The sequence below is a fragment of the Chlorogloeopsis sp. ULAP02 genome, from assembly GCF_038404745.2.
In the GTDB taxonomy this organism is placed as follows: Bacteria; Cyanobacteriota; Cyanobacteriia; order Cyanobacteriales; family Nostocaceae; genus Chlorogloeopsis.
Genome location: NZ_JAYKTT020000012.1, coordinates 172,824 through 195,491, shown reverse-complemented (window position 1 = coordinate 195,491; position 22,668 = coordinate 172,824). Strand labels below are relative to the sequence as shown.

Annotated in this window: 22 protein-coding genes; 14 read left to right on the top strand and 8 right to left on the bottom strand. The window is 40.9% G+C overall.

Annotated features, from left to right (window positions below; all coding sequences use genetic code 11):
• Window positions 1-66 precede the first annotated feature (66 nt).
• Window positions 67-2,778 (bottom strand): cyanophycin synthetase, encoded by a 2,712-nt coding sequence (cphA, locus tag U2718_RS07745; protein WP_341993341.1) that lies wholly within the window; start codon window positions 2,776-2,778, stop codon window positions 67-69.
• 172 nt (window positions 2,779-2,950) lie between these two features.
• On the bottom strand, window positions 2,951-3,814 hold the full coding sequence (locus U2718_RS07740; RefSeq protein WP_289790101.1) for a cyanophycinase: 864 nt from the start codon (window positions 3,812-3,814) through the stop codon (window positions 2,951-2,953).
• A gap of 546 nt (window positions 3,815-4,360) precedes the next feature.
• On the opposite strand from U2718_RS07740, the gene trmD reads away from it, so the two are divergent.
• From trmD to argH, 7 genes are all read left to right on the top strand, one after another.
• On the top strand, window positions 4,361-5,107 hold the full coding sequence (trmD, locus tag U2718_RS07735; protein WP_341993340.1) for a tRNA (guanosine(37)-N1)-methyltransferase TrmD: 747 nt from the start codon (window positions 4,361-4,363) through the stop codon (window positions 5,105-5,107).
• Window positions 5,108-5,266: 159 nt separating this feature from the next.
• Entirely contained in the window at window positions 5,267-5,746 is a 480-nt protein-coding gene (gene ispF / locus U2718_RS07730; RefSeq protein ID WP_341993339.1) for a 2-C-methyl-D-erythritol 2,4-cyclodiphosphate synthase, read from the top strand.
• 181 nt (window positions 5,747-5,927) lie between these two features.
• On the top strand, window positions 5,928-6,308 hold the full coding sequence (locus tag U2718_RS07725; protein WP_341993337.1) for a hypothetical protein: 381 nt from the start codon (window positions 5,928-5,930) through the stop codon (window positions 6,306-6,308).
• A 4-nt stretch (window positions 6,309-6,312) separates the two neighbouring features.
• Complete coding sequence (locus U2718_RS07720; RefSeq protein ID WP_341993489.1) at window positions 6,313-8,097, top strand: ABC transporter substrate-binding protein; 1,785 nt, start codon at window positions 6,313-6,315, stop codon at window positions 8,095-8,097.
• Window positions 8,098-8,289: 192 nt separating this feature from the next.
• The gene (larB, locus tag U2718_RS07715; protein ID WP_341993336.1) at window positions 8,290-9,078 is read left to right on the top strand and encodes a nickel pincer cofactor biosynthesis protein LarB; all 789 of its coding nucleotides are present in this window, start codon (window positions 8,290-8,292) and stop codon (window positions 9,076-9,078) included.
• 186 nt (window positions 9,079-9,264) lie between these two features.
• Entirely contained in the window at window positions 9,265-9,471 is a 207-nt protein-coding gene (locus U2718_RS07710) for a hypothetical protein (protein WP_341993335.1), read from the top strand.
• Between the two features lie 82 nt (window positions 9,472-9,553).
• Window positions 9,554-10,939, top strand: a complete 1,386-nt coding sequence (gene argH, locus U2718_RS07705) for an argininosuccinate lyase (protein ID WP_341993334.1) — start codon at window positions 9,554-9,556, stop codon at window positions 10,937-10,939.
• Window positions 10,940-11,035: 96 nt separating this feature from the next.
• Here the strand turns inward: argH and U2718_RS07700 are convergent, their stop codons facing one another.
• Complete coding sequence (locus tag U2718_RS07700; protein WP_016875490.1) at window positions 11,036-11,200, bottom strand: hypothetical protein; 165 nt, start codon at window positions 11,198-11,200, stop codon at window positions 11,036-11,038.
• Window positions 11,201-11,771: 571 nt separating this feature from the next.
• Between U2718_RS07700 and U2718_RS07695 the strand changes: the two genes are divergently transcribed.
• Window positions 11,772-12,266, top strand: coding sequence for an NUDIX hydrolase (locus U2718_RS07695; protein WP_341993333.1), 495 nt, complete (start codon window positions 11,772-11,774; stop codon window positions 12,264-12,266).
• 81 nt (window positions 12,267-12,347) lie between these two features.
• A complete protein-coding gene (locus tag U2718_RS07690; protein WP_341993332.1) occupies window positions 12,348-13,166 on the top strand; it encodes an alpha/beta hydrolase in 819 nt (272 codons plus the stop codon).
• A 93-nt stretch (window positions 13,167-13,259) separates the two neighbouring features.
• Here the strand turns inward: U2718_RS07690 and U2718_RS07685 are convergent, their stop codons facing one another.
• Window positions 13,260-14,033, bottom strand: coding sequence for a pantothenate kinase (locus tag U2718_RS07685; RefSeq protein WP_341993331.1), 774 nt, complete (start codon window positions 14,031-14,033; stop codon window positions 13,260-13,262).
• Between the two features lie 257 nt (window positions 14,034-14,290).
• On the opposite strand from U2718_RS07685, the gene U2718_RS07680 reads away from it, so the two are divergent.
• The 3 genes from U2718_RS07680 to U2718_RS07670 all read left to right on the top strand — a co-directional run bounded on the left by U2718_RS07680 (window position 14,291) and on the right by U2718_RS07670 (window position 18,342).
• Window positions 14,291-14,650: a hypothetical protein gene (locus tag U2718_RS07680; protein WP_411813243.1), complete on the top strand. Its 360-nt coding sequence runs from the start codon at window positions 14,291-14,293 to the stop codon at window positions 14,648-14,650.
• Window positions 14,651-14,770: 120 nt separating this feature from the next.
• A complete protein-coding gene (locus tag U2718_RS07675) occupies window positions 14,771-16,489 on the top strand; it encodes a diflavin flavoprotein (RefSeq protein WP_341993329.1) in 1,719 nt (572 codons plus the stop codon).
• A gap of 140 nt (window positions 16,490-16,629) precedes the next feature.
• Window positions 16,630-18,342 carry a diflavin flavoprotein gene (locus tag U2718_RS07670; protein WP_341993328.1) on the top strand — a complete coding sequence of 571 codons (1,713 nt, stop codon included), beginning with the start codon at window positions 16,630-16,632 and terminating at the stop codon, window positions 18,340-18,342.
• A gap of 256 nt (window positions 18,343-18,598) precedes the next feature.
• Here U2718_RS07670 and U2718_RS07665 read toward each other — a convergent pair whose 3' ends face one another.
• Window positions 18,599-19,162, bottom strand: coding sequence for a carboxymuconolactone decarboxylase family protein (locus U2718_RS07665; RefSeq protein ID WP_341993327.1), 564 nt, complete (start codon window positions 19,160-19,162; stop codon window positions 18,599-18,601).
• 99 nt (window positions 19,163-19,261) lie between these two features.
• On the opposite strand from U2718_RS07665, the gene U2718_RS07660 reads away from it, so the two are divergent.
• Window positions 19,262-19,837 (top strand): TetR/AcrR family transcriptional regulator, encoded by a 576-nt coding sequence (locus U2718_RS07660; protein WP_341993488.1) that lies wholly within the window; start codon window positions 19,262-19,264, stop codon window positions 19,835-19,837.
• Window positions 19,838-20,004: 167 nt separating this feature from the next.
• Here the strand turns inward: U2718_RS07660 and U2718_RS07655 are convergent, their stop codons facing one another.
• The 3 genes from U2718_RS07655 to U2718_RS07645 form a co-directional block, all read right to left on the bottom strand.
• Window positions 20,005-20,382 carry a hypothetical protein gene (locus tag U2718_RS07655; RefSeq protein ID WP_341993326.1) on the bottom strand — a complete coding sequence of 126 codons (378 nt, stop codon included), beginning with the start codon at window positions 20,380-20,382 and terminating at the stop codon, window positions 20,005-20,007.
• Window positions 20,383-20,899: 517 nt separating this feature from the next.
• Window positions 20,900-21,145: a Txe/YoeB family addiction module toxin gene (locus U2718_RS07650; protein ID WP_341993325.1), complete on the bottom strand. Its 246-nt coding sequence runs from the start codon at window positions 21,143-21,145 to the stop codon at window positions 20,900-20,902.
• A complete protein-coding gene (locus tag U2718_RS07645) occupies window positions 21,132-21,551 on the bottom strand; it encodes a type II toxin-antitoxin system Phd/YefM family antitoxin (protein ID WP_341993324.1) in 420 nt (139 codons plus the stop codon). The genes U2718_RS07650 and U2718_RS07645 overlap by 14 nt, the downstream gene beginning before the upstream one ends.
• A gap of 496 nt (window positions 21,552-22,047) precedes the next feature.
• Between U2718_RS07645 and U2718_RS07640 the strand changes: the two genes are divergently transcribed.
• Entirely contained in the window at window positions 22,048-22,356 is a 309-nt protein-coding gene (locus U2718_RS07640; RefSeq protein WP_341993323.1) for a hypothetical protein, read from the top strand.
• The last annotated feature ends 312 nt before the right edge of the window (window positions 22,357-22,668 follow it).

The window sequence follows — 22,668 nt, the reverse complement described above, 5'->3', positions numbered from 1 at the left end:
ACGATCAGCCGAGCTACATGGCTATCTCCCCTACACTCGGTAGGGGAGTAAGTTAAAACTTTTGACTTATAAAATTGTATTTACCGTATTTACTACAGAAGGAGTTACTCCTATCTGAGAGTCTACGGTGTTTGAGGTGGTAGTTTGTTGAGTAATCTCTTCTTTTACTACTCCACGTGTCCTAATCAATTGGATAGCACGGCTAACACTTTCTGGCAAAATTACCACCAGACTATGTTCGGGGGCGAGATCCAAGGCTTTATTAATCGCTAGTGTTTCATCCAGAATCGATTCATGTTTGTAGTTAGGATTTACTTCCTTAATACCTTGAATAATCAAATCTGCTGCTGATCCCCGCATTCGTCCGCGAGTATCATCATCTTCTTTGACAATTACATAGTCAAAAATCTCCGCTGCCAGTTTGCCCAATGCGATAAAATCTTGATCGCGGCGATCGCCAGGCCCACCAACCACACCAATGCGTTGTCCATTTGTCCAGTTGCGGACAAACGAACCTAAGGCTTCGTAACTGTGGGGGTTATGTGCATAGTCTACCAGAGCGTGGTAGTTGCCCAAATTAAACAAATTCATCCGTCCTGGCGTTTGGCTGACGGAAGCACGGAAGGTATTTAAGCCAATACGAATTTGTTCAATAGAAACGTTTTGGACAAAAGCCGCTAGTGAAGCTGCCAAAGCATTGGCAATCATAAATGGCGCACGTCCACCCATTGTCAGGGGAATGTTTTCGGCGCGTTCAATCCGGTGTGTCCAATCTCCCTTCAAAATAGACAGAAAACCATTTTCATATACTGCTGCCACTCCTCCCTTTTGGATGTGATTTCGCACCAATTCTGAATTTGGGTTCATGGTAAAGTAGGCAATATTGGCTTTTGTTCTCTCTGTCATTGCTGCCACGCGCGGATCGTCGGCATTGAGGACAGCGTAGCCATCAGGAAAAACAGCTTCAGCTACCACGCTCTTGAGATGTGCCAATTGGTCTATTGTATCAATATCACTAAGTCCCAAGTGATCAGCGGCAACATTTAATACTACACCAACATTTGCGGCTTCAAACGCTAACCCAGAACGGACAATTCCACCTCTAGCCGTTTCCAAAACTGCCACTTCTACCGTTGGATCTTGCAAGATTAATTGAGCACTTTGGGGGCCAGTGTTATCCCCTGCTTCTACCAAGTAATCTCCGATGTAAGTTCCATCAGTAGTTGTATAACCTATTACTTTGCCTGTCTGTTTAAAAATATGTGCTAATAGGCGGGTAGTTGTGGTTTTGCCGTTAGTACCTGTCACCGACAGGATCGGAATGCGGCTGGATTGTTCGTTAGGGAACATCATTTCAATCACAGCTCCAGCAACATTGCGGGAAGTACCTTGACTTGGGGCAACGTGCATTCGGAACCCTGGAGCTGCATTAACTTCTACAATTACACCATCAACTTCTCGTAAGGGACGACTAATATCTGATGTAACAACATCAATCCCCGCAATATCCAGACCTACGATTTTAACTATCCGTTGTGCCAACCAAACGTTTTCGGGGTGAATTTCGTCTGTACGGTCTACGGCAATGCCCCCTGTACTCAAATTTGCCGTTGCCCGCAGGTAACAAATTTCATCTTTAGATAGCACACTATCGAGAGTGTAACCTTGCCTTTCCAATAACTGGTAGCTAGTGCGATCTAACTCTATTTTGGTGAGGACGTTATCATGTCCATCACCGCGATTGGGGTCTTTATTGGTTTCCTCAATCAATTCGGCGATGCTGGATCTACCATCACCAATCACATGAGCTGGCACGCGTTCCGCCACCGCTACGACTTTACCATCTACAACCAGTACCCGATGGTCGCGCCCCTGATAGTACCGCTCGACAATAATTGACCGAGAAACCTGTCTGGCTGCATCATAAGCTGCTTCTGCTTCTTCCCAATTTTGGATATCAATGGTGATGCCACGTCCGTGATTGCCATCTAGGGGTTTAAGCACAATTGGATAGCCACCAACGTATTCTATTGCTTCTTCCAGATCATCCAAAAAGTTAATAACTGTACCTTTGGGAACTGGCACACCCGCATTAGCAAGGACGCGCTTTGTAGCTTCTTTATCACAAGCTAGTTCTACTCCCAAGATGCCAGTTCTGTCCGTCATGGTAGCTTGGATTCGCTTTTGGTTGACGCCATAGCCTAGCTGGATCAAGAAGCGTGCTCCGAGTTGCATCCAAGGGATACCTTTTTTTTCGGCTTCTTTGATGATTGACTCTGTAGAAGGGCCAAGCGCAGCATCACGCCATAAGTCTTTGAGGTCTTGTAAATCTTGCTCTAATTCGGCTTTTGGATAACGACCCCGATCAACAATACTTTGGCACAATCGCACCGCCGCCCTGCCAGCATAGCGTCCCGCTTCCTCATTCAAATACTCGAACACTACTTGATAAACACCCGACGTGGAAGTTTCGCGGGTGCGGCCAAAGCCGACATGCATTCCGACCAGTTCTTGCAGTTCTAAGGCTACGTGTTCCACAATATGACCCATCATGGTGCCTTCACGCACACGCATTAGAAAACCACCACGACAGCCAGGCGAGCAATAATGACCCTCCAGACTAGGCAGAGCCTCAACTAATCCTTCATAAAAGCCAGGGATCTCGTTTGAAGGCGTCTCGGCAAGGTTTTCTAAATCGAGGCGCATGACGATCAGTTTGTGGCGTCGAATGCTCCAGTAGTTGGGGCCGCGTAAGGTCTGGATCTTGAGGATTCTCATGGGAATAGGTAGATGGAGATTCGGAACCAAAATACTAGTTTCTTACTGTAATTGACCGCTAAACTGTTCCTAATGAACAGTTTTTATTCTTAAGTTCGTATTAATCGTACTTTTTGTGCTGCAACTTTAAGTTTAGCGGCCAAATCAGTGTAACTCCAGATACTTGATTGCGTCAGCTGGAAACACGGTAAACAGAAGGTAAAACCGTGCGCTGATAGAGGTGAAAGCGATCGCCGTGGCTGAGGATATGCAGGCGTAAATTGTGAAGATTTAAAGGTTCTGTAGCTCCCACATGAGGTTCGTTAGTATGGGTAACCTCAGTCGGATCGACAATTGTCACGGAACCTTTACCTAAAACTTGTAGCCAACCATCGCGTTCAAACAAGGCACAAGTATCTTCATCAATGCCAATTCCAAGGCGATCAGGATGAGAGGCGATCGCGCTCATCAGTCGTCCCATACGATTGCGATTGTTAAAATGTTGATCTACAATCACCTCCGGTATAAATCCCAAACCTGTTGCCATATCGACAAGGGAACGATTGGGAGACTCGCCACTACCACCCCCTGCAATCATGTGATGTCCCATTACAGCCGCTCCCGCACTAGTACCTGCCAAGGTTAGTTGCCCTGTCCTGACTCGCTGCCGAATGATATCCATCGTTGGTGTGTCTGCTAACACACCACACAATCTCAGCTGGTCGCCTCCCGTTAAAAAAACCCCTGTACAAGCTTCCAGGGTTTGTTGGTAATCGCGGTATTCACACTGCTCTCGTTCGCGAATATCTAAAATCTCAACCTTTTTAGCACCCATATCTTCAAAGATACGAATATACCGGCCACCGATAATTGAGGGTTCGCGAGAGGCAGAGGGAATAATGGCAATATGAGCATCGCTACCGCCAGCACGACCAAAAAAAGTTCGCAGAATTTCACGGCCGTGAACTTTGTCTTCTGCGCCTCCGATAACCAGAACAGCGGTTTTAGTTGCTTGGGGTGTCCTCATTTCCAGCGATTTAGCTTGTAATTCCGGCATTGTGTTTCTCCTGTCAACAACTTCAGGTGAAAATTACAAGGTCAGCAGCCTAATTGTTTTTGCGCTTCGCCTCTTTCAAGGACAGTACTTAACGCCCAATATGCCTCAGTTTGTGGAGTATACATTGCCGTTTCTCGAAGCTAGCACCTTGTTTTTCACCTGTCCCATTTTTCTGAATTGGCAAAATATCAATTGGGAACCAGTGAAAGACACTTGCAAGGTTTTTGTGCTATCCCTAGCATTGTGTCCGTGGTAATCTTTGCTTTTAGGAAACAGAAGCAAGTATTGACACATTTTTGTTTTGAGGCTGGCTTGATGCATCCTGGAAGTTGTTAACTCAGTCAAAATAATAAATTTAAATGTAGATGTGACAATATTTAAACATAAATTAAGTAATTAGAAAAATTTTTGTCTCACCCATAAAATCTACAATTTTCAGTACTCTTAGATAATTTTGAACAAGGGTATATGTGTTTTATGCAACATCGGCTGATTGTCAGTTAAACATTTCAAATTTAAGATTAGTGTTCTTCAATACGAATTACTGTGCGCTTTGATATAGTTACGCTATTTCCTGATTGTTTTACCTCTGTTCTCAGTTCAGGGCTGATTGGCAAAGCTCTGGCAAAACAGATTGCCCAAGTGAATTTAGTTAATCCACGAGATTTTACCACCGATAAACACCGAAAAGTTGATGATGAACCATACGGTGGTGGTGTGGGAATGCTGATGAAGCCAGAACCTATCTTTGCTGCTGTAGAGTCACTGCCTGTTTTGCCCAGAAGAGAGGTGATTTTGATGAGTCCCCAAGGTGAAACCATCAATCAACCTCTGCTGCGAGAATTGGCAAGCAATTATGACCAACTAGTAGTAATTTGCGGTCATTATGAAGGTGTGGATGAGAGAGTATTACATCTAGTTACTCGTGAAATATCTTTGGGTGACTTTATTCTGACTGGAGGAGAAATTCCGGCAATGGCTTTGATTAATGGTGTGGTGCGGCTGTTACCAGGAACTGTCGGAAAAGTCGAATCACTGACCCTAGAAAGTTTTGAGGAGGGTTTGTTGGATTATCCCCAGTACACTCGTCCAGCTAATTTTCGCGGTTGGAAGGTGCCGGATGTACTTTTGTCTGGCAATCATGCCGAAATTGCCAAGTGGCGTTTACAACAACAAATTAAAAGAACGCGCGATCGCCGTCCGGATTTGTTGCAAGCTTGGGAAGAAGCAAAGGGACACGGGGATAAGGAGACAAGGGGACAAGGGGACACCGGGAGTACTACTAACCACTAACTACTGTACGGGCGGGTTTAGAAGATAAATTATCTGTTGCAACCGTTCATATAATCAGCCAAACCCGCCCCCACTAACAAATGACTAATGACTAACCACTTGACTTTTGACCCCTAACCAATCACTAATGACTAATGACTGATGACTAATGACTAAAACATGAACCTTCGTATTGGTAACGGCTACGATATCCACCGACTGGTGAGCGATCGCCCTCTGATTTTGGGTGGTGTCAATATACCTCACTCTTTAGGTTTACTAGGGCATAGCGATGCTGATGTCCTTACGCACGCGATTATGGATGCCATGCTTGGGGCGCTATCTTTAGGCGATATCGGACATTATTTCCCTCCTAGCGATCCACAATGGGCAGGAGCCGATAGCTTAATCCTATTGAGTAAAGTACACCAACTGATTCAACAACAAGGCTGGCAAATTGGCAATATCGACTCGGTAATTGTGGCAGAACGCCCAAAATTAAAACCCCATATTGAGAAAATGCGGGAAAATATAGCGGCGGTTTTGCAATTATTGCCAAATCAGGTAGGAATTAAAGCTACTACCAATGAAAAATTAGGCCCCGTTGGCAGAGAAGAAGGTATATGTGCTTATGCTGTTGTCTTGCTAGTAACTTCCTAGTAACTTTTGTTTACTTGAGCGGGAAGCAATTTCACAATAGCTAGTATGGGATAAATAGGGAACAGCCAACCAACCTTAACATTAGAGCAAGAAAAGAAATATAATCAAGACTTTCTTCGCAGGTTAGACATCCAAAATTAATGAAGCACAAAGAGCTAAGAACTCATCAACTGCAAAATTATTGGGTTCATTGCTAGACCAATCCTGGATTGGTTTTTTTTTAGAGAGGATAAATGATATTAAAAGAAGCTTTTATGTTGCCTTTAACCAACTTACTAGTAAAGCAGAAATGATTACATTAAGTCCTGGCATATTTCAGGAGAGTTTAAATAGGACAATTTTAGAAAAACACGTTATAGACAAAGTAATTTTAGAGTGCATAATAAACCATGCACTCTTTCATCCCAATGATATTAAAGTATTTTTAAGTAACAATTCTAAGGAGTTTGCTCAACGAGAAGTTATAAAAATTTTGCAAGATGCTGGAATACAGTATTTCCAACAAACTCAAAACTTTCTTGGTTGCAAACTCAGTAAAATTAATTCACTATATAGATTTTAAAATGATGGCATTTGCTCGCACCTTTACCATAATTAAGCGTTTTCGCTTACCAGGAATTTTGGCTTTAATCACAGCATTAACTGTTGCTGCTTGCAACCCAGCTAGTTTTCAAACGCAAGCCGCTCAAGTACCGCAATTGGTAACTAGTGTTCTCAGCGATCCTAAAACTTTTAACTATGCTCTCAGTTCCGAAACTCCCAACGTTTTTGGTCTTATTTATGAGGGGTTAATTACTGAAAATCCTATAAGTGGTGAAGTTGAGCCTGCTTTAGCAGAATCTTGGCAAGTTTCTGATGATAAGTTGCGAATTGTGTTGACTCTGCGCAAGGGCTTAAAATGGTCTGATGGCAAACCTTTGACTATAGATGATGTCGTGTTTACCTACAATGACATTTACTTGAATGAAGCTATTCCTACAGATACCAGAGATATTCTGCGAATTGGTGAAAGCAGAAAACTACCTTCTGTACGAAAACTGGATGAGCATCGAGTTGAGTTTACAACGGCCGAACCTTTTAGACCATTTTTACGTGTTCTTGGACTGCCCATTCTTCCTGCCCATTCACTACAAGAATACATAAAACAAAAAGATGGTGAGGGGAAGCCAATCTTTTTACAAAAATTAGGTGTTGATACTCCGCCTGCGCAAATTATCGTTAATGGCCCCTACAAACTAGAACGCTATGATACTAGTCAACGTGTTATATTCCGACGTAATCCTTATTACTGGCGTAAAGATGCTCAAGGGAATTCTCAACCTTACATTGACCGCATAATTTGGCAAATTGTGGAATCGACAGATACTAATTTGCTACAATTTCGTTCTGGCGGCTTGGATTCTATTAGCATATCTCCAGACTATTTTTCTTTATTAAAACGGCAAGAAAAACAAGGTAATTTCAACACTTATAATGGTGGCCCGGCGGCAGGTACTTCGTTTGTTTTATTTAATCTTAATAAAGGTCAAAGGGACGGCAAGCCGCTCGTCAATCCAGTCAAATCACGTTGGTTTAATACAGTCGAATTTCGTCAGGCTGTAGCCTATGCAATCGACCGCCAAACGATGATTAACAATACTTTTCGTGGTTTAGGTCAACCGCAAGATTCACCTATTTCTGTACAAAGTCCCTATTATCTTTCACCGAAAGAAGGCTTAAAAGTTTATGACTATAATCCAGAAAAAGCAAGGCAACTACTGATCAAAGCGGGATTTAAGTATAATGATAGAGGTTTACTATTAGATTCTCAAGGCAATCACGTCCGCTTCACTTTACTGACTAATGCTGGTAACAAAATTCGCGAAGCAATGGGTTCTCAAATTAAACGAGACTTGAGCAAAATCGGTATGACAGTGGATTTTACTCCTATTGCTTGGAATACTTATACAGACAAGCTGTCGAACTCTTTAGATTGGGAAGCTGCTCTACTGGGTTTAACAGGTGGTGTAGAACCAAACGATGGCGCTAATGTTTGGTCTCCGGAAGGTGGATTGCATATGTTTAATCAGAAACCCCAACCAGGACAAAAACCGATTCAGGGTTGGCAGGTGGCTCCTTGGGAAGCACAAATTGGCGAACTTTACATTAAAGGCGCACAGGAATTTGATGAAGCCAAGGTGAAGGAGATTTATGCTAAAACTCAACGTTTAACTCAGGAATATTTACCTTTTATTTACCTGGTTAACCAATACTCAATGGCAGCAGTACGTGATCGCTTTGCAGGCATTCAATACTCTGCTCTTGGTGGTGCTTTCTGGAATATTCATGAAATCAAAGTCACGGATGAATGATTAGTTAGTGGATAGTGGATAGTGGCCAATAGTTAATAGCTAATGGTTAATTGCGATGAAAAATTAAAAATCAACTACTAACCACTAACTACTGTGCGGGCAAGTTTAGAAGATAAATTGTTGGTTTTAACCCAAAGTTAATCAACAAAACCTGCCCCTAATAACTACTAACTACCAACTACTAACCAAATAATGACTGATGAAACTTCTTTGCGATCGCTCTTAGAAAATGTTGCCAATGGTAATATTGCTCCAGATGCGGCTCTAGACAAACTCAAGCATTTCGCATATGAACCTGTAGGTGAGTTTGCCAAAATTGATAATCATCGTGCTTTAAGAACTGGTTTCCCTGAAGTAATTTGGAGTCCAGGCAAAACTCCCGATCAGATTGCTCAAATTATGGAGGTGATGCGCCTCCGGAACCCAGTGGTGATGGCAACTCGCGTTGAAGGGGCAGTATATGCGGCACTGCAATCTAGGGTTAGAGGTTTGCGGTATTACGAGTCGGCGCGAATTTGTGCGATTACACCTCCTGAAATCGAACCACATTATCCGGGTACAATAGGCATTATTTCTGCTGGTACTGCCGATTTACCCGTAGCTGAAGAAGCTGCTGTCACAGCAGAACTTTCTGGCTTTTATGTTCAGCGCCTCTGGGATGTAGGTGTTGCTGGTATTCACCGCTTGCTAAATAACCGTCATGTCCTTGCATCAGCATCGGTTTTAATTGTTGTGGCAGGTATGGAAGGCGCTCTACCTAGCGTAGTTGCCGGTTTGGCAGATTGTCCGGTGATTGCCGTTCCTACTAGCATTGGTTATGGTGCAAGCTTTGGAGGTTTAGCACCGCTATTGACAATGCTAAATTCTTGTGCAGCCGGAGTAGGCGTAGTAAATATTGATAATGGCTTTGGCGCGGCAATTTTAGCCGGACAAATTTTGCGAACAGCCGAGAAATTGCGGTTGGCATCTCCTAATTCTTAAGTTATGACGGTGATATTAATCTAATACGTAAGTAAACAATGAAATATTGGGTAATATTGGCTGCATTTGCTTTAAGTTTTTTACTGACAATTTGTATTTCGACATAAGAGATGGTTAACAGCTAATTATCCACAGCCATTAGCTATTACCTAACTGCTTTCTAAATATTGAGATTTATTAAAAAATATGAACTTTTTTAGCGATATGGCATCTCAGTTAACTGGACATTTACCTATTGATTGGGCAGTTTTGGCTCAAAACATTACCGATCCAGATATATTGGGTCAAATGCAAAGAGCCTTTACTCATTTTCTAAAGACAGGTCAAGCCTGGGCGCTATTGATTGGATTAGCAATTGGTTATATGATTCGGAGTCTGACAAGTTACGGCTAAAAAATGATGAATGATGAATAATGAATTATGAAAAATCTTATCATTCATAATTCATAATTTAGAATTCATCCTTTCCCGATTTATGACTAAACAGCAAACTTGGAGCCAGCGGTTTGAATCAGCACTGCATCCTGCGATCGCTCGCTTTAATGCGAGTATCAATTTTGATATTGAATTAATAGAATATGATTTGACTGGCTCTGTTGCTCATGCTCAAATGCTGAGTAAGTGCGGCATCATTTCTCCAGAAGAAGGGGAGCAATTAGTTGCTGGTTTAGAACAAATTCGCCAAGAATATCGGCAAGGCAAATTTAGCCCTGGTATCGACGCAGAAGATGTCCATTTTGCCGTCGAGCGCCGTCTTGTAGAGATTATCGGTGATGTAGGTAAAAAACTACACACTGCCCGTTCCCGAAATGACCAAGTGGGTACAGATACCAGATTGTATTTGCGCGATCAGATTAAACAAATTCAAAAGCAATTGCAAGAATTTCAAAGCGTTATTTTAGATATTGCCGAAAATAACGTTGAAACCTTAATTCCTGGCTATACTCACCTGCAACGCGCCCAACCCCTAAGTTTAGCCCATCACTTATTAGCATATTTTCAGATGGCACAACGCGACTGGGAACGCTTGAGCGATGTTTATCGCCGGGTAAATATTTCGCCTCTTGGTTGTGGTGCTTTAGCAGGAACTACTTTCCCGATTGACCGCCATTACACAGCCGAACTCTTGCATTTTGATGAAATTTATGCTAACAGTCTGGATGGAGTGAGCGATCGCGACTTTGCGATCGAATTTTTATGTGCTGCTAGTTTAATCATGGTTCACCTCAGCCGCCTTTCAGAAGAAATCATTCTTTGGGCATCGGAAGAATTTGCTTTTGTCACTCTTCAAGATAACTGTGCCACTGGCTCTAGCATCATGCCTCAAAAGAAAAATCCAGATGTACCAGAATTGGTGAGAGGTAAAACAGGTCGTGTCTTTGGTCATCTCCAAGCTTTATTGGTGATTATGAAGGGATTACCCTTGGCATACAATAAAGATCTACAAGAAGATAAAGAAGGCCTTTTTGACACTGTTAATACCGTCAAAGCCTGCTTAGAAGCAATGACAATTTTACTAGGGGAAGGCTTAAAGTTTCGCACTCAGCGTTTAGCACAAGCGGTGGCAGAAGACTTTTCCAATGCCACAGATGTAGCAGATTATCTAGCAGCACGAGGTGTACCTTTTCGAGAAGCCTATAACCTTGTAGGTAAAGCAGTCAAAACCAGCATTGCAGCTGGCAAACTACTTAAAGATTTGACTTTAGAGGAATGGAAACAACTTCATCCAGCTTTTGCAGCCGACATTTACGAAGCGATATCACCCCAGCAAGTAGTAGCTGCCCGTAACAGCTATGGTGGCACAGGCTTTAAGCAAGTTAGAAAAGAACTACTTGCTGCCCGTAGCCAACTTAATCGCTAAACTATTGAATCAAACACTCACAAGGACGATGAAGGCGTACTTTTTGTACGCCAACGCCATTAAAAAGCTTAAAGAGTGAGCATTTCAACAGGCAAACTATTCAGCATCAACAGCTGCTGCTCCCTCATCTTCTTCACTCTTCGGCGGTCTTTGTTGGAACCTTCTTTGGAAACGCCCTGTTGTAGTTCGTTTACGAAACTTTCTGGCATATGCCTGGTTCCGTAGCGCCTTTTCTTTTTTTGGATTGCGGCGCTTAGCCATGTTCACCTCATAAATAAACAACAAAAAGCTTTAGCTAGGCATAATATAGGCAATATCAGCTACCAATGTTTTTGATATGGTTTCAGCCTAGTTTTAGCTATGAACATATTTTAAACAGCAATCTAGATTATCGCATTCTCGTTTATTGTGTCAACGACAATTTAGTGTAGTTACTTGATTCGCTATTCCGTAAGTATAATTTCTAGGGTATATGTATTTATAGTTACTTTTACTTCCAGATGCATATATTTTACATTTTGGGGCAACACCACTGTTGAATCTTAACAATTGCAATTCAAAATACACATATTTATTATTTAGCTATCAAAAATAGATCTAAGCTAGATTTTTAGGTAATTAACCTTAATTTATTAAGTCTTAGGAAGTTTAACTCTTATTTAACAGGACACAAATACATAAGTTAGAATTAAACAGGAATACTTCTTATGGTTGTTGACAAAAATCATATACGCTTGTATCAAAAAACTAATTTGATGAATAATTGAGGAGATCTAAATAGAAATCTGCTTTAAAGTAAAGTAAAACGTACATATTTACTAAGATTAAAAGATTGAATATTCTAGCTTTTTTTACTGTGGCTATCCAATCCACACGTAACTTATGGCGATATGGACAAACTGTACTGGGGATTATTTTCCGTCATCCAATCCCTGGCACAAGCATTATTCCGATTTTGCCTGATGGGCGGATTGTATTGATCCGACGGCGAGACAATGGTCGTTGGGCATTACCAGGAGGCATGGTAGATTGGGGAGAAGATATACCTAATGCAGTTCGACGGGAGTTGATGGAGGAAACAGGGCTAGAGTTAGCGAAGATAAAGCGTTTAGTTGGAGTTTACTCCGCTCCAGATCGCGATCCTAGAATCCATTCGATTTGTATTGTTGTAGAAGCAGAAGTACAAGGAGAAATGGAAATTCAAGACACACTAGAAGTTCTGGAAATTCAGGCTTTTCATCTCAACTCTCTACCCCCAGAACAAATGTCTCACGATCATAGTCGCCAGTTAGAAGATTACTTGCAAGGCTTGACAACTTTGGCATAAGTTATATTGAATTAATTGTTTATTGCTATTAGCTATTAACTATTAACCATTACTAGATTTAAAAATTAATTACTCAACAGTATGAATAATTTATTTCGTAATTCCCGGAGAAAGACTTCTCAAGGGTTAATCTTCTGGTGTGAAGTCGGTGAGGGAATTCCCATAATTTTCCTACATGGTACTTGGAATGATAGTAGCCAATGGGTAGCAGCAATGAAATTACTCTCACAAGATTTTCATTGCTTGTCAGTAGATTTACTTGGATTTGGTGAATCAGATTATCCTAATATCCACTACTCAATAGATTTACAAGTCGAGTGTCTTGCTGAACTTCTGCAAGCTTTGAGGATAGGGAAAATTTACTTAATAGGACATTCGCTCGGAGGTTGGATTGCTGCTAGCTATGCTTTGAAGTATCCAGAACAAATTTATGGCTTGGTACTTTTAGCACCAGAGGGTGTAGAGGTTGAAGGATTAGAACAGTGTTGGCAGACAAAACAGAATTTGATGAAACGCCCTCTTTGGTTATTTAAAGTATTACGGCTATTTCGTCCATTAACTAAGAAACTACGTTTAAATTCTAAATTAGAAGAAGAGTGGCAACAACGACAAATTATGTTGCAGTACACTACAAGTAGTCAGTTATTATTCCTGCGTCAACTGCCAGAAATTCGTGCCGAGTTACTGCAAGATAAATTAAATTTTCTTATAGTTCCAGTGTTAATTTTGCAAGGTGAAAAAGATTCGCCAGATGCTTTAGCTAAAAGCAAAATTTATGCTAGAGAAGCTCCAAAAGCTGAGTTAAAAATTATTGACCACGCCAGAAATAATTTACCAGAAAATTGTACTAAGGTCGTGGTTGAAGATATTAAGGATTTTGTCAAAAGAGTTAGTGATTAATGGTTAGTGGTGAGCCAGCACTGGCTCCGCAACGCGCTGCCTCCCGTACAGTAGTTAGTAGGTAGAAACTTACCAACAACTAATGACCATTGACTAATGACTAATGACTATTTCCCGTATTCCCCAAAATACCAAATTTGGTTCTACCATCAAACCATTGGCAATTTCTGGAAATTGGGATTGAAGATAGTTTACTAACAAAGTGCGATTGCCACCAGTAATCGCAATCTTACTTTCAGGATATGAGCGCCACCATGCTTCTACAAAATCTTTGATTCCAGCTAATAGGGTGTAAATTACCCCGCTTTGCATTGCCTCTGGAGTAGTTAAAGCAAACCGTTGTGGAAGTTGCTGCGGTAAATCCACGTTTGGTAATTGCCCAGTTCTATTAGCAAGAGTTGCCAACTGTAAACCTAATCCCGGAAGAATTGCACCCCCGACAAGATTTCGGTTAGCATCTGCACCAGTAAAAGTCAATGCTGTGCCTGCATCTATTATCAACATAGGAAAACCCCAAGTTTTGCCCGCACCCCACAACGCTAAGGCGCGATCAATTCCCAGAGTCGGATACAATCCCTGGAGGGGTACTTGCTCTAAGGTGATAATCCGAACATTTGGATAAATTTGCCACAGTGCAGTTTGATTGGGAACTACTGAAGCTAAGACGAGAGGAGGGGAGGAAGAAGGGAGGGGGAGAGGGGGAGAGGGAGAGAGGTTTTTTAGTAAGTCGTCCAGCGTTTGATAATTAGCCAAATGATGTACAAAAGATTCAGGTAAGTGATTTGTATCCCAAGTGTGGCAAAGTGTTTTGCCTTCAAACCAACCCCAGTGCAACCGGGAATTGCCAATCGTTAAAGCTAACCACATTTTCGATATGTTGACGCAGCCAATTGCCAAAGATTAGAAAGAAAACAATAGCAATACTATCGTTGCTGGCGACACTCTGAATGTCGCTAAATCAATGCCAGAAGAATACAACTATACATCTGTTCTCTCTCAGCTTTCCCAATTAAGTGATGAACAACTGAAACGGGATTATCTTAATCATCTTCAATGGACAGAACCCATAGCTTTAATGTTGCCCTTATGTAGATGACAAAGCTCAAGCACTGCGGGTAGTGCGGTTGGCACTGGAAGTAGATTTAATTCTTGGTGCGAGGCTAGCAGGAGCAGTGAAGCCGGAATTACAGGAGCAAACCATCAGTTGGATTGCTGATTTGAAAATACCTGAAATACTTAAGGTTGAGTTGTTGGGAAAAACAAAATCAGAAGCGGCGATATCGTTTTTAGAAAGGGTACTCAAAAGTGAAGAGCGTTACATTCGTGCAATTGTTGCTTATGAGTTGTGGGCAAAAGGGGAAATAGATGAACAGCCAGATACAGAATTGTTAAATGAGGCTGAATACTATGAACGCTGTAGCGAGAGAGCCGCTCTTGCACTAGCTGAAATTGGTGGAAACTCACCATCACTACCCCATGTCTAATTCAGTTTTATACTTTTATTTTTTTTAACTTATCTATAGATTTTTTAATAATTATTTACAATTGACTCGTGTCACAATAAAGAAAGAGGAAGAAATACTCATTCGCTATGGAGGGGAGTAATGGTAGCACTCGCCGAAAATCCAAAAAAAAGACTAACTGTCCAGGTTGCTGAAATTGCATCAGAAACAACAACAATTCGTTCTCTAGATTGGGATCGCGATCGCTTCGACATTGAGTTCGGTTTGCAAAACGGTACTACCTACAACTCATTCATCATCCGCGGTGAGCAGACTGCGTTAATCGATACTTCCCATGAAAAGTTTCGTCAGTTATTTTTAGATACACTCAAAAATCAAATTAATCCAGTAGACATTGATTATTTAATTATCAGCCACACCGAGCCAGACCACAGTGGTTTAGTTAAAGACGTGCTGCAACTGGCTCCAGATGTTACCGTTGTTGGTTCTAAGGTGGCGATTCAGTTTTTGGAAGACTTAGTGCATCAGCCCTTCAAGCGGCGGATTGTCAAAAATGGCGATCGCCTAGATTTAGGCAACGGACACGAGCTAGAATTCGTGATTGCACCAAACTTACACTGGCCTGATACTATCTTTACCTACGACCACAAAACCCAAATCCTGTTTACCTGCGATGCATTTGGGTTGCACTATTGCTCGGATGCGACTTTTGATGAAGATTTAGAAGCAATATCACCAGATTTTCAGTTCTACTATGAATGCCTGATGGCTCCTAATGCCCGCTCGGTGCTGTCTGCGATGAAGCGCATGGATGAATTGGAAACAATCGGCATGATTGCTACAGGTCACGGGCCGCTATTATCCCACAATGTCGAAGAACTAACAGGGCGTTATCGGAAATGGAGCCAATCTCAAACCAAAGCAGAAACTGTGGTTGGCATATTTTACGTTTCAGAATACGGCTTTAGCGATCGCCTCGCCCAAAGCATCACTAACGGTATTGCCAAAACAGGTGTGGCAGTAGAATGGGTGGATCTCAAGTCAATAGATTTGCAAGAACTCCAAGAAATTGTCGGTAGGTGTACAGGAATTGTCGTGGGGACACCACCAACGTCTGATACTGCTGCCCAAACTGCTCTCAGTGCGGTTTTAGGTGCTGTCAAAGAAAAACAAGCAGTAGGCATATTTGAAACAGGCGGTGGTGATGATGAGCCAATCGATCCACTTTTAAGTAAATTCCGGGATTTAGGCTTAACACCAGCCTTTCCGGCAATTCGGATCAAAGAAACGCCCACAGACAATATTTATAAGCTGTGTGAAGAAGCAGGTACAGACTTAGGGCAGTGGGTGACACGCGATAAAAGCATCAAAGCGATGAAATCTCTTGGTGCTGATTTAGACAAAGCTTTAGGCAGACTTAGTGGTGGATTGTATATCATCACTGCCAAAAAAGGCGATGTCAAAAGTGCCATGCTTGCTTCTTGGGTAAGTCAAGCCAGCTTCAAGCCTATAGGAATATCAATTGCAGTGGCAAAAGACAGGGCGATTGAATCTCTCATGCAAGTAGGTGATAAATTTGTGCTTAACGTCCTCGAAGAAGGCAATTACCAAGGCTTAATGAAGCATTTCCTCAAGCGTTTTGCCCCTGGAGCTGATCGCTTTGAAGGAGTTAGAACCCAGGCAGCCGAAAATGGTGCGCCTATTCTCACCGATGCATTAGCTTACATGGAGTGTGAAGTCCTAAGCAGAATGGACGGTGGCGATCATTGGATTGTCTACAGCACAGTATATGCGGGACGGGTAAGTAAGCCAGATGCACTGACTGCTGTACATCATCGTAAAGTTGGAAATCATTATTAAGAGGGACTAGGGACTAGGAAGAGGAGGAGAGAGTTAGAGAAAATCCTTGTCTTTGCGTGCCTGTGTCCTTGTGTCCTCTTGTCACTCCTAGCTTCTAGCCCCTAGCCTCTAGCCCCTAACCCCTAGCCCCTATTTCAGCCATGACATCTACAAAACCCCGTGACGTTCAAGTTCTTCCCATTGCTACCGATACGACAATACTGCGATCGCGTAGTTGGACAAGACTACGATTTGAAATTGAATACGCCCTTGCTAAAGGCACAACCGCAAATTCTTATTTAATTAAAGGGGAGAAAATTGCCCTCATTGATCCTCCCGGAGAAACTTTTACGGAAATTTACTTAGACACATTACAGCAGCGGTTTGATTTAAAACAAATTGATTATGTGATTCTCGGTCATATCAATCCTAACCGTGCCGCGACTCTAAAAGTGTTATTAGAACGTGCGCCACAGATCACGTTTGTTTGTTCTAATCCTGGGGCAATCAATTTGCGGGGGGCATTAGAGAACCTAGATTTGCCTATTCTTGTTAAACGTGGCGAAGAAACCCTAGATTTAGGCAAAGGTCATCATTTACAATTCATTCCAACCCCTAACCCACGCTATCCCGATCAGCTTTGCACTTACGATCCGCAAACAGAAATTTTATACACAGATAAACTCTTTGGAGCACATATCTGTAGTGATCAAGTACTTGATGAAGGTTGGCAAATTTTTCTCGAAGACCGACGCTATTATTTTGAGTGTTTGATGGCTCCCCATGCCCGTCAAGTCGAAACTTCCCTGGAAAAGCTTGCTGATTTACAAGTCAGAATGTATGCACCCAATCACGGCCCTTTGGTACGCTATGGCTTAATTGAACTCACCAAAGCGTATCGGGAGTGGAGCCAACAACAAACCTCTCAGGATACGACAGTAGCATTAATTTATGCTTCTGCTTACGGAAATACCGCAACCTTAGCACAAGCGATCGCCCACGGTATTACTAAAGCTGGTATCAGTGTCGAATCTATTAATTGCGAAGTCGCCGCTCCTGAGGAAATTCAAACTGCTGTGGAAAAAGCAGCAGGTTTCATTCTTGGTTCTCCTACTCTCGGTGGTCATGCACCCACACCAGTGCAAACTGCTTTAGGTATTGTACTTTCCACTGCTGCCAAAAACAAACTCGCTGGTGTATTTGGTTCCTATGGTTGGAGTGGCGAGGCTGTTGATTTACTTGAAGGTAAACTCAAAGATGCTGGCTATCAATTTGGTTTTGACACCATCCGAGTCAAATTTAAACCAAATGATGCGACTCTGCAAATGTGCGAAGAAGCAGGAACCGACTTTGCTCAAGCTTTGAAAAAAGCCAAAAAAGTACGCACTCCCAGCCAGCCTGCGACTACGGTTGAACAAGCGGTTGGGCGAGTAGTTGGTTCTTTGTGCGTTCTCACTGCTAAACAGGGCGATGTCTCTAGTGCAATGTTGGCTTCTTGGGTATCGCAAGCCAGTTTTAGTCCTCCCGGTTTTACTGTTGCTGTTGCGAAAGACCGTGCAGTAGAACCACTGACTTATTCAGGTAACAAATTTGTCCTTAACGTCCTCAAAGAAGGCAATCATATAGGTTTGATGAAGCACTTTCTCAAGCCTTTTAGCCCGGCACAAGATCGTTTTGCTGGAGTAGCTACTCAAGAAGCCGGAAATGGTAGCCCTGTTCTTGCAGATGCTTTAGCATACTTAGAATGCACAGTACAAAGCCGAATGGAAGCTGGCGATCACTGGCTTGTGTATGCAACTGTAGATGATGGCAAAGTGCTAAATCCTGATGGTGTAACTGCCGTGCATCATCGCAAATCAGGGAATCATTATTAATTCATGGCTGAATGATTGGGCTGAAGCTATGAGGGTGAGTTGCCTTAGTCTTCGTTCTTTACGAATATCTCTTCTTCAGGCGATCGCCCTTTCAAGCTAGAAAAGGATGGGCTGTAAACCTCTTGTGCTTATTCTATTTTCAAACAGTTCGACCACAGATAAACACAGATGACACAGATTTGATCGGTGTTTATCAGTATCTATCTGTGATTGTAATTAACCTAAATCCTGATTTTTGTTTGCAAAAAGTCTATCTCTACTTATCATTCATTATTAGTTTTGACCACTTGTATGGCTGAAATTCCCTATCTAATGGGGTTTGAGCAATGTGATTTGTATAGTTATGCATGATTTTGATGGCAATGCCCAAAATTACTTCCAGCACTTGTCTTTTGTTATAGCCAGCCGCGAGAAACTCCTCAATTTCACTATCTTTAATCCAGCCACGAGTCTGAATCATCCGTTGGGTAAAATGATGCAATGCTTGTAATTTGGGATGATTTAACGGTGTACCGTTGCGAAGCGCTTGAATATAATCAACTGGCATTCCAATCATTTTTGCCAAGCCAGAATGTGCCGCCATGCAGTAATCACATTCATGCTCATAGTTAGCTGTTAAATAAATCACTTGTTGTTCAATTGAACTGAAACTGGTGGTTGCAAACAAATCCCATAGCGTCATTGAGCTTTTGAGCAAAGTAGGAGCCTCAGCAAAAACACCTTCCAAATTTGGGATAAACCCAAACGTATTTTGGGCATGAACTAAAGCTTCTTTGGAGTCTTGTGGAGCAGTTTCAATTGTGTGAATCGTAAATTCCATAGGTGAAAACCTCCAACTAACACAAAGTAGACAAACTTGTCTACCTAAGATAGGTGCTAGTATATGCCTAAGGAGACAAACTTGTCTACCTATAAGTTTATGGCTTACGAATCTAGTCACACTCGGCAACAAATTTTAGAAACTGCTTCTGAACTTTTTTATCAGAAGGGTATTCAGTATGTAGGCATTAATGAAGTGATTGCTGCTTCAGGCGTTGCCAAACGAACGCTCTATCGTTGGTTTCCTTCCAAAGACAAGCTCATTGAAGAAGTAGTGAAATATCGAGCATCTCAATGGTTGTGTTGGTTTGAAAATGCTGTAACAGAAAGAGGCAATACACCTAAAGAGCGTTTGTTGGCAACCTTTGATGTGTTGCGTGATTGGTACGCCAATCCTAATTTTCGTGGGTGTCCTTTTATTAATGCTGTTCTAGAAATTGCAGATGCATCTCACAAAGTTCATCAGGTTTCCATTGACTTGCGTGAGTCTATTCGACAAATAATTATGCAATTAGCGACTGAGGCTGGCGTGCAAAATCCAGAATTATTTTCGCAGCAGTACCTTCTTTTGATTGGGGGTGCAAGCCTGATGGCAACAATTGAAAAGTCATCTGATGGAGCAACTTTTGCTCAAAGTGTGCTTTCGGTGTTGATTGATGCTAGCTTGCAAAGTTAATAATTATTCGACATAGTGATTGAGCACAAAAGTGTTGATAGGTTTGTAGTAAATACTTTAGTGCTGCAAAATCAAGGAATTACGCCCCACCGTTACTTGTGACACTTGCGTAAGTCCTGGAGTATTATAATTTGAGTAGTTTAACGACTTCGCAGGTCAATAAATTATTAATCAGGTAATTTCATGTAATAGCTATCGATATGGTCAATTGTTGCATCTTTTTCAACGTTTTCTAAATTTTTTTGTTCTTCATTGACTAAGTCTATATAAAACCGTTCATACATTTTGATATCCGATCCCCCTTCATAATCTTTTTCATGCTGAGTATAAGCTGTAATAGAGTTGCCAAAATCTTCTAGCATTACACTTTCATAACCACCAACTTTACTCATCATATAGAGTAATTCTGATAACTCTATTTCAACTTTTACTTTTTTCATCTTTGTACCATATCGAATAAAATCTTGAAAATCTCTTATAGAAACAGCTTCTCTTGCAGTAATTTTATTTAGAAAGTTATCAGAGCAATTGTAGTGAATTCTCATTTTAATTATCCTTTCTACGATTAATAATATTTGCCTAGATGAAGTCTCTACTTAATTTACTAGCTGGGATTTACTAACTTAACACTCAGTTTTTATACATTATAAATATCTGTATAATATTGTGACAAGTATTTTATTTAACAAGTACAATAAATCCTGAATATATCTGTTAGTTAATAGTTATTAAGTATTCTTAAGCAATTATGTTGTAATGTAGATAAAAAATACAAACAAAAATCCTATAACAGTAGAATTAATTAACAAAAAAGCTTGTGAATAACTAGGAATTAATGGTTAACTATTTAAGCTCATTCAGAAGAAATTGAAAATGTTTCCTTAGGATCAATTTGCCAACTTTAACTCTGAACTCATTACTGATTCTTATAAAAATTATGAAAACTAAAAATTTAATGTTTAGATATTCCACTACGAGGACTATCTAGCCAATGCCTTAGCTACGAATAGGTGCGATCGCACTTCCATCAAAAAAATAAAAAATGTTTTGTTTTTTCAATAATTAATAATGATAATGAGCTTGTAAAAAATTTATTTCATCATCTTTAACGAGATACACAATTCTATGTTCTTGTGTCAATCGACGAGACCAAGTATCAGCATCTAAGTATTTTAAAGGTTCAGGCTTACCTTTACCTTTAAAAGGGTCTCGGCAAGCCTCCTCAACGAGTTCCAAAGCTTTTAATGCTACCCGTCGATCAGTTTCAACCCAAAACTTTAGGTCTTCTAAAAATTCAGGCTGAAACACTGTTTTTCTTCGCTTTGGAATTGCTGGAGATTCTTCTTTTGGTTGGTGTTGGCTTTTTGGATTCTTCTTTTTTGTCAAGTCCTAACTCCTTACGAAGATCATCCAAACTTTGAGGTTCTACAACACCTGATTTAGCCCGATCTAAAGCTGTTAAAAGACGTTCGGCATTACGTGGTGAACGTAACAGATAAGCAGTTTCCAAAAGACTCGAAAGCTCATCAACAGGTATCAAAGCCACATTTTCAGCATTCCGACGTGTAATAACCACGAAATCACGCTCTGATGTGACCTTTTGGCATAATTCAGCCAAGCGATCTCGCGCTTGTGTGTAAGTGTAAGTAGCCTTACCGGAAACCATGAGTATTAAGAGCTCCCTTGTCGTACTTTCAAATTCAATCAAGTACATTGTTGCTCAACCTGTACATACTTTATGTACAGGTTGATATTTTTTGATAATAACATGAGAAGTTCTTACTTTTCATAGATTTATATCTATAGCCAAGTATGAAAATTGCTCTCAAAAATCAATGAAAGCTACTAACGTGCGATCGCCAATTCTGCCACTAACAGGAATCGCGATCGCCAGTTGTAATTCTATGCGACAGCACCAGACTGTTGATTTTTCAATGTGGATGTAGCACTATTTGACATCGCTGCAGCCTTTAACAATTGCAATTGGCACAGTTAGGATATGGTAGTTAGCTTTACCAAGGAGTAACGCAAAGGTGTAATTCCACTTAACAATATCTCTATTTTATTTGCAAAAAATTTAATAAAAATTAAGTTTATCCTCTGATTCTGCTAAATAATTTCTACCTCAGATTAGATATATAGGGGTAAGAATATATTTTTAAAAATATATTTTAAGACCTCTAATCACAAAAATTTTATTAAAAAATAATATGAGAAACGATAAAAACGATTGGAAATTTTGGGTATTTTTTACTTTATTTATGATAGTTATTCACAACGTTATGAGAAATTGTAGTAAGCCTTCAAATGTACAGAGAGTATCTAACGACCAAGCACAATACACTCTTGCTAAAGCTTTGATTTTTATAAGAAAACCAGAATTTAACAATGGTTGCAAATGCCCCTACGATGTTGCTATAGATTATGATAGATGTGGTGATAGATCGTCTTGGAGCCGTTCTGGAGGCGAAGAACCTGTATGTTTTTTTGGTGATATTTATGGCTATTCTCGTCAATAGATGAGAATATTTAGCGATTGTTAGAATGATTTCTGTGCCTGCTTTCAAGCATTGCGTTAGTTCTTGCACGGATGCTATTTAAACGTCTGATTTTTAGTTTAAAAACCTGTTTTCTTTTTACTTTGCGTCATTGTGTGTTCTCCACTGATTAATTTCACAAGCTTGTTGATTCTTCAATAGCTTCCAACTAATCAAAGGGTAAACATAAAGTATTGTGATTACAGCTACTACGAATAACTAAGTAAAATAAACCATCCTCATCTTTACGCGAGATGGCTTTGCTCCCATAATAATTCCAATAGAGTTATCTAA

What these genes read in the sequence shown, in the direction of transcription:
- U2718_RS07720 (WP_341993489.1), top strand. Translation starts at nt 6,313, where the DNA reads ATGGCATTTGCTCGCACCTTTACCATAATTAAGCGTTTTCGCTTACCA.
- U2718_RS07660 (WP_341993488.1), top strand. Translation starts at nt 19,262, where the DNA reads ATGGCTTACGAATCTAGTCACACTCGGCAACAAATTTTAGAAACTGCT.
- ispF (WP_341993339.1), top strand. Translation starts at nt 5,267, where the DNA reads ATGAACCTTCGTATTGGTAACGGCTACGATATCCACCGACTGGTGAGC.
- U2718_RS07665 (WP_341993327.1), bottom strand. Translation starts at nt 19,162, where the DNA reads ATGGAATTTACGATTCACACAATTGAAACTGCTCCACAAGACTCCAAA.
- U2718_RS07675 (WP_341993329.1), top strand. Translation starts at nt 14,771, where the DNA reads ATGGTAGCACTCGCCGAAAATCCAAAAAAAAGACTAACTGTCCAGGTT.
- U2718_RS07655 (WP_341993326.1), bottom strand. Translation starts at nt 20,382, where the DNA reads ATGAGAATTCACTACAATTGCTCTGATAACTTTCTAAATAAAATTACT.
- U2718_RS07740 (WP_289790101.1), bottom strand. Translation starts at nt 3,814, where the DNA reads ATGCCGGAATTACAAGCTAAATCGCTGGAAATGAGGACACCCCAAGCA.
- argH (WP_341993334.1), top strand. Translation starts at nt 9,554, where the DNA reads ATGACTAAACAGCAAACTTGGAGCCAGCGGTTTGAATCAGCACTGCAT.
- U2718_RS07670 (WP_341993328.1), top strand. Translation starts at nt 16,630, where the DNA reads ATGACATCTACAAAACCCCGTGACGTTCAAGTTCTTCCCATTGCTACC.
- U2718_RS07645 (WP_341993324.1), bottom strand. Translation starts at nt 21,551, where the DNA reads ATGTACTTGATTGAATTTGAAAGTACGACAAGGGAGCTCTTAATACTC.
- U2718_RS07640 (WP_341993323.1), top strand. Translation starts at nt 22,048, where the DNA reads ATGAGAAACGATAAAAACGATTGGAAATTTTGGGTATTTTTTACTTTA.
- cphA (WP_341993341.1), bottom strand. Translation starts at nt 2,778, where the DNA reads ATGAGAATCCTCAAGATCCAGACCTTACGCGGCCCCAACTACTGGAGC.
- larB (WP_341993336.1), top strand. Translation starts at nt 8,290, where the DNA reads ATGACTGATGAAACTTCTTTGCGATCGCTCTTAGAAAATGTTGCCAAT.
- U2718_RS07690 (WP_341993332.1), top strand. Translation starts at nt 12,348, where the DNA reads ATGAATAATTTATTTCGTAATTCCCGGAGAAAGACTTCTCAAGGGTTA.
- U2718_RS07710 (WP_341993335.1), top strand. Translation starts at nt 9,265, where the DNA reads ATGAACTTTTTTAGCGATATGGCATCTCAGTTAACTGGACATTTACCT.
- U2718_RS07700 (WP_016875490.1), bottom strand. Translation starts at nt 11,200, where the DNA reads ATGGCTAAGCGCCGCAATCCAAAAAAAGAAAAGGCGCTACGGAACCAG.
- U2718_RS07685 (WP_341993331.1), bottom strand. Translation starts at nt 14,033, where the DNA reads ATGTGGTTAGCTTTAACGATTGGCAATTCCCGGTTGCACTGGGGTTGG.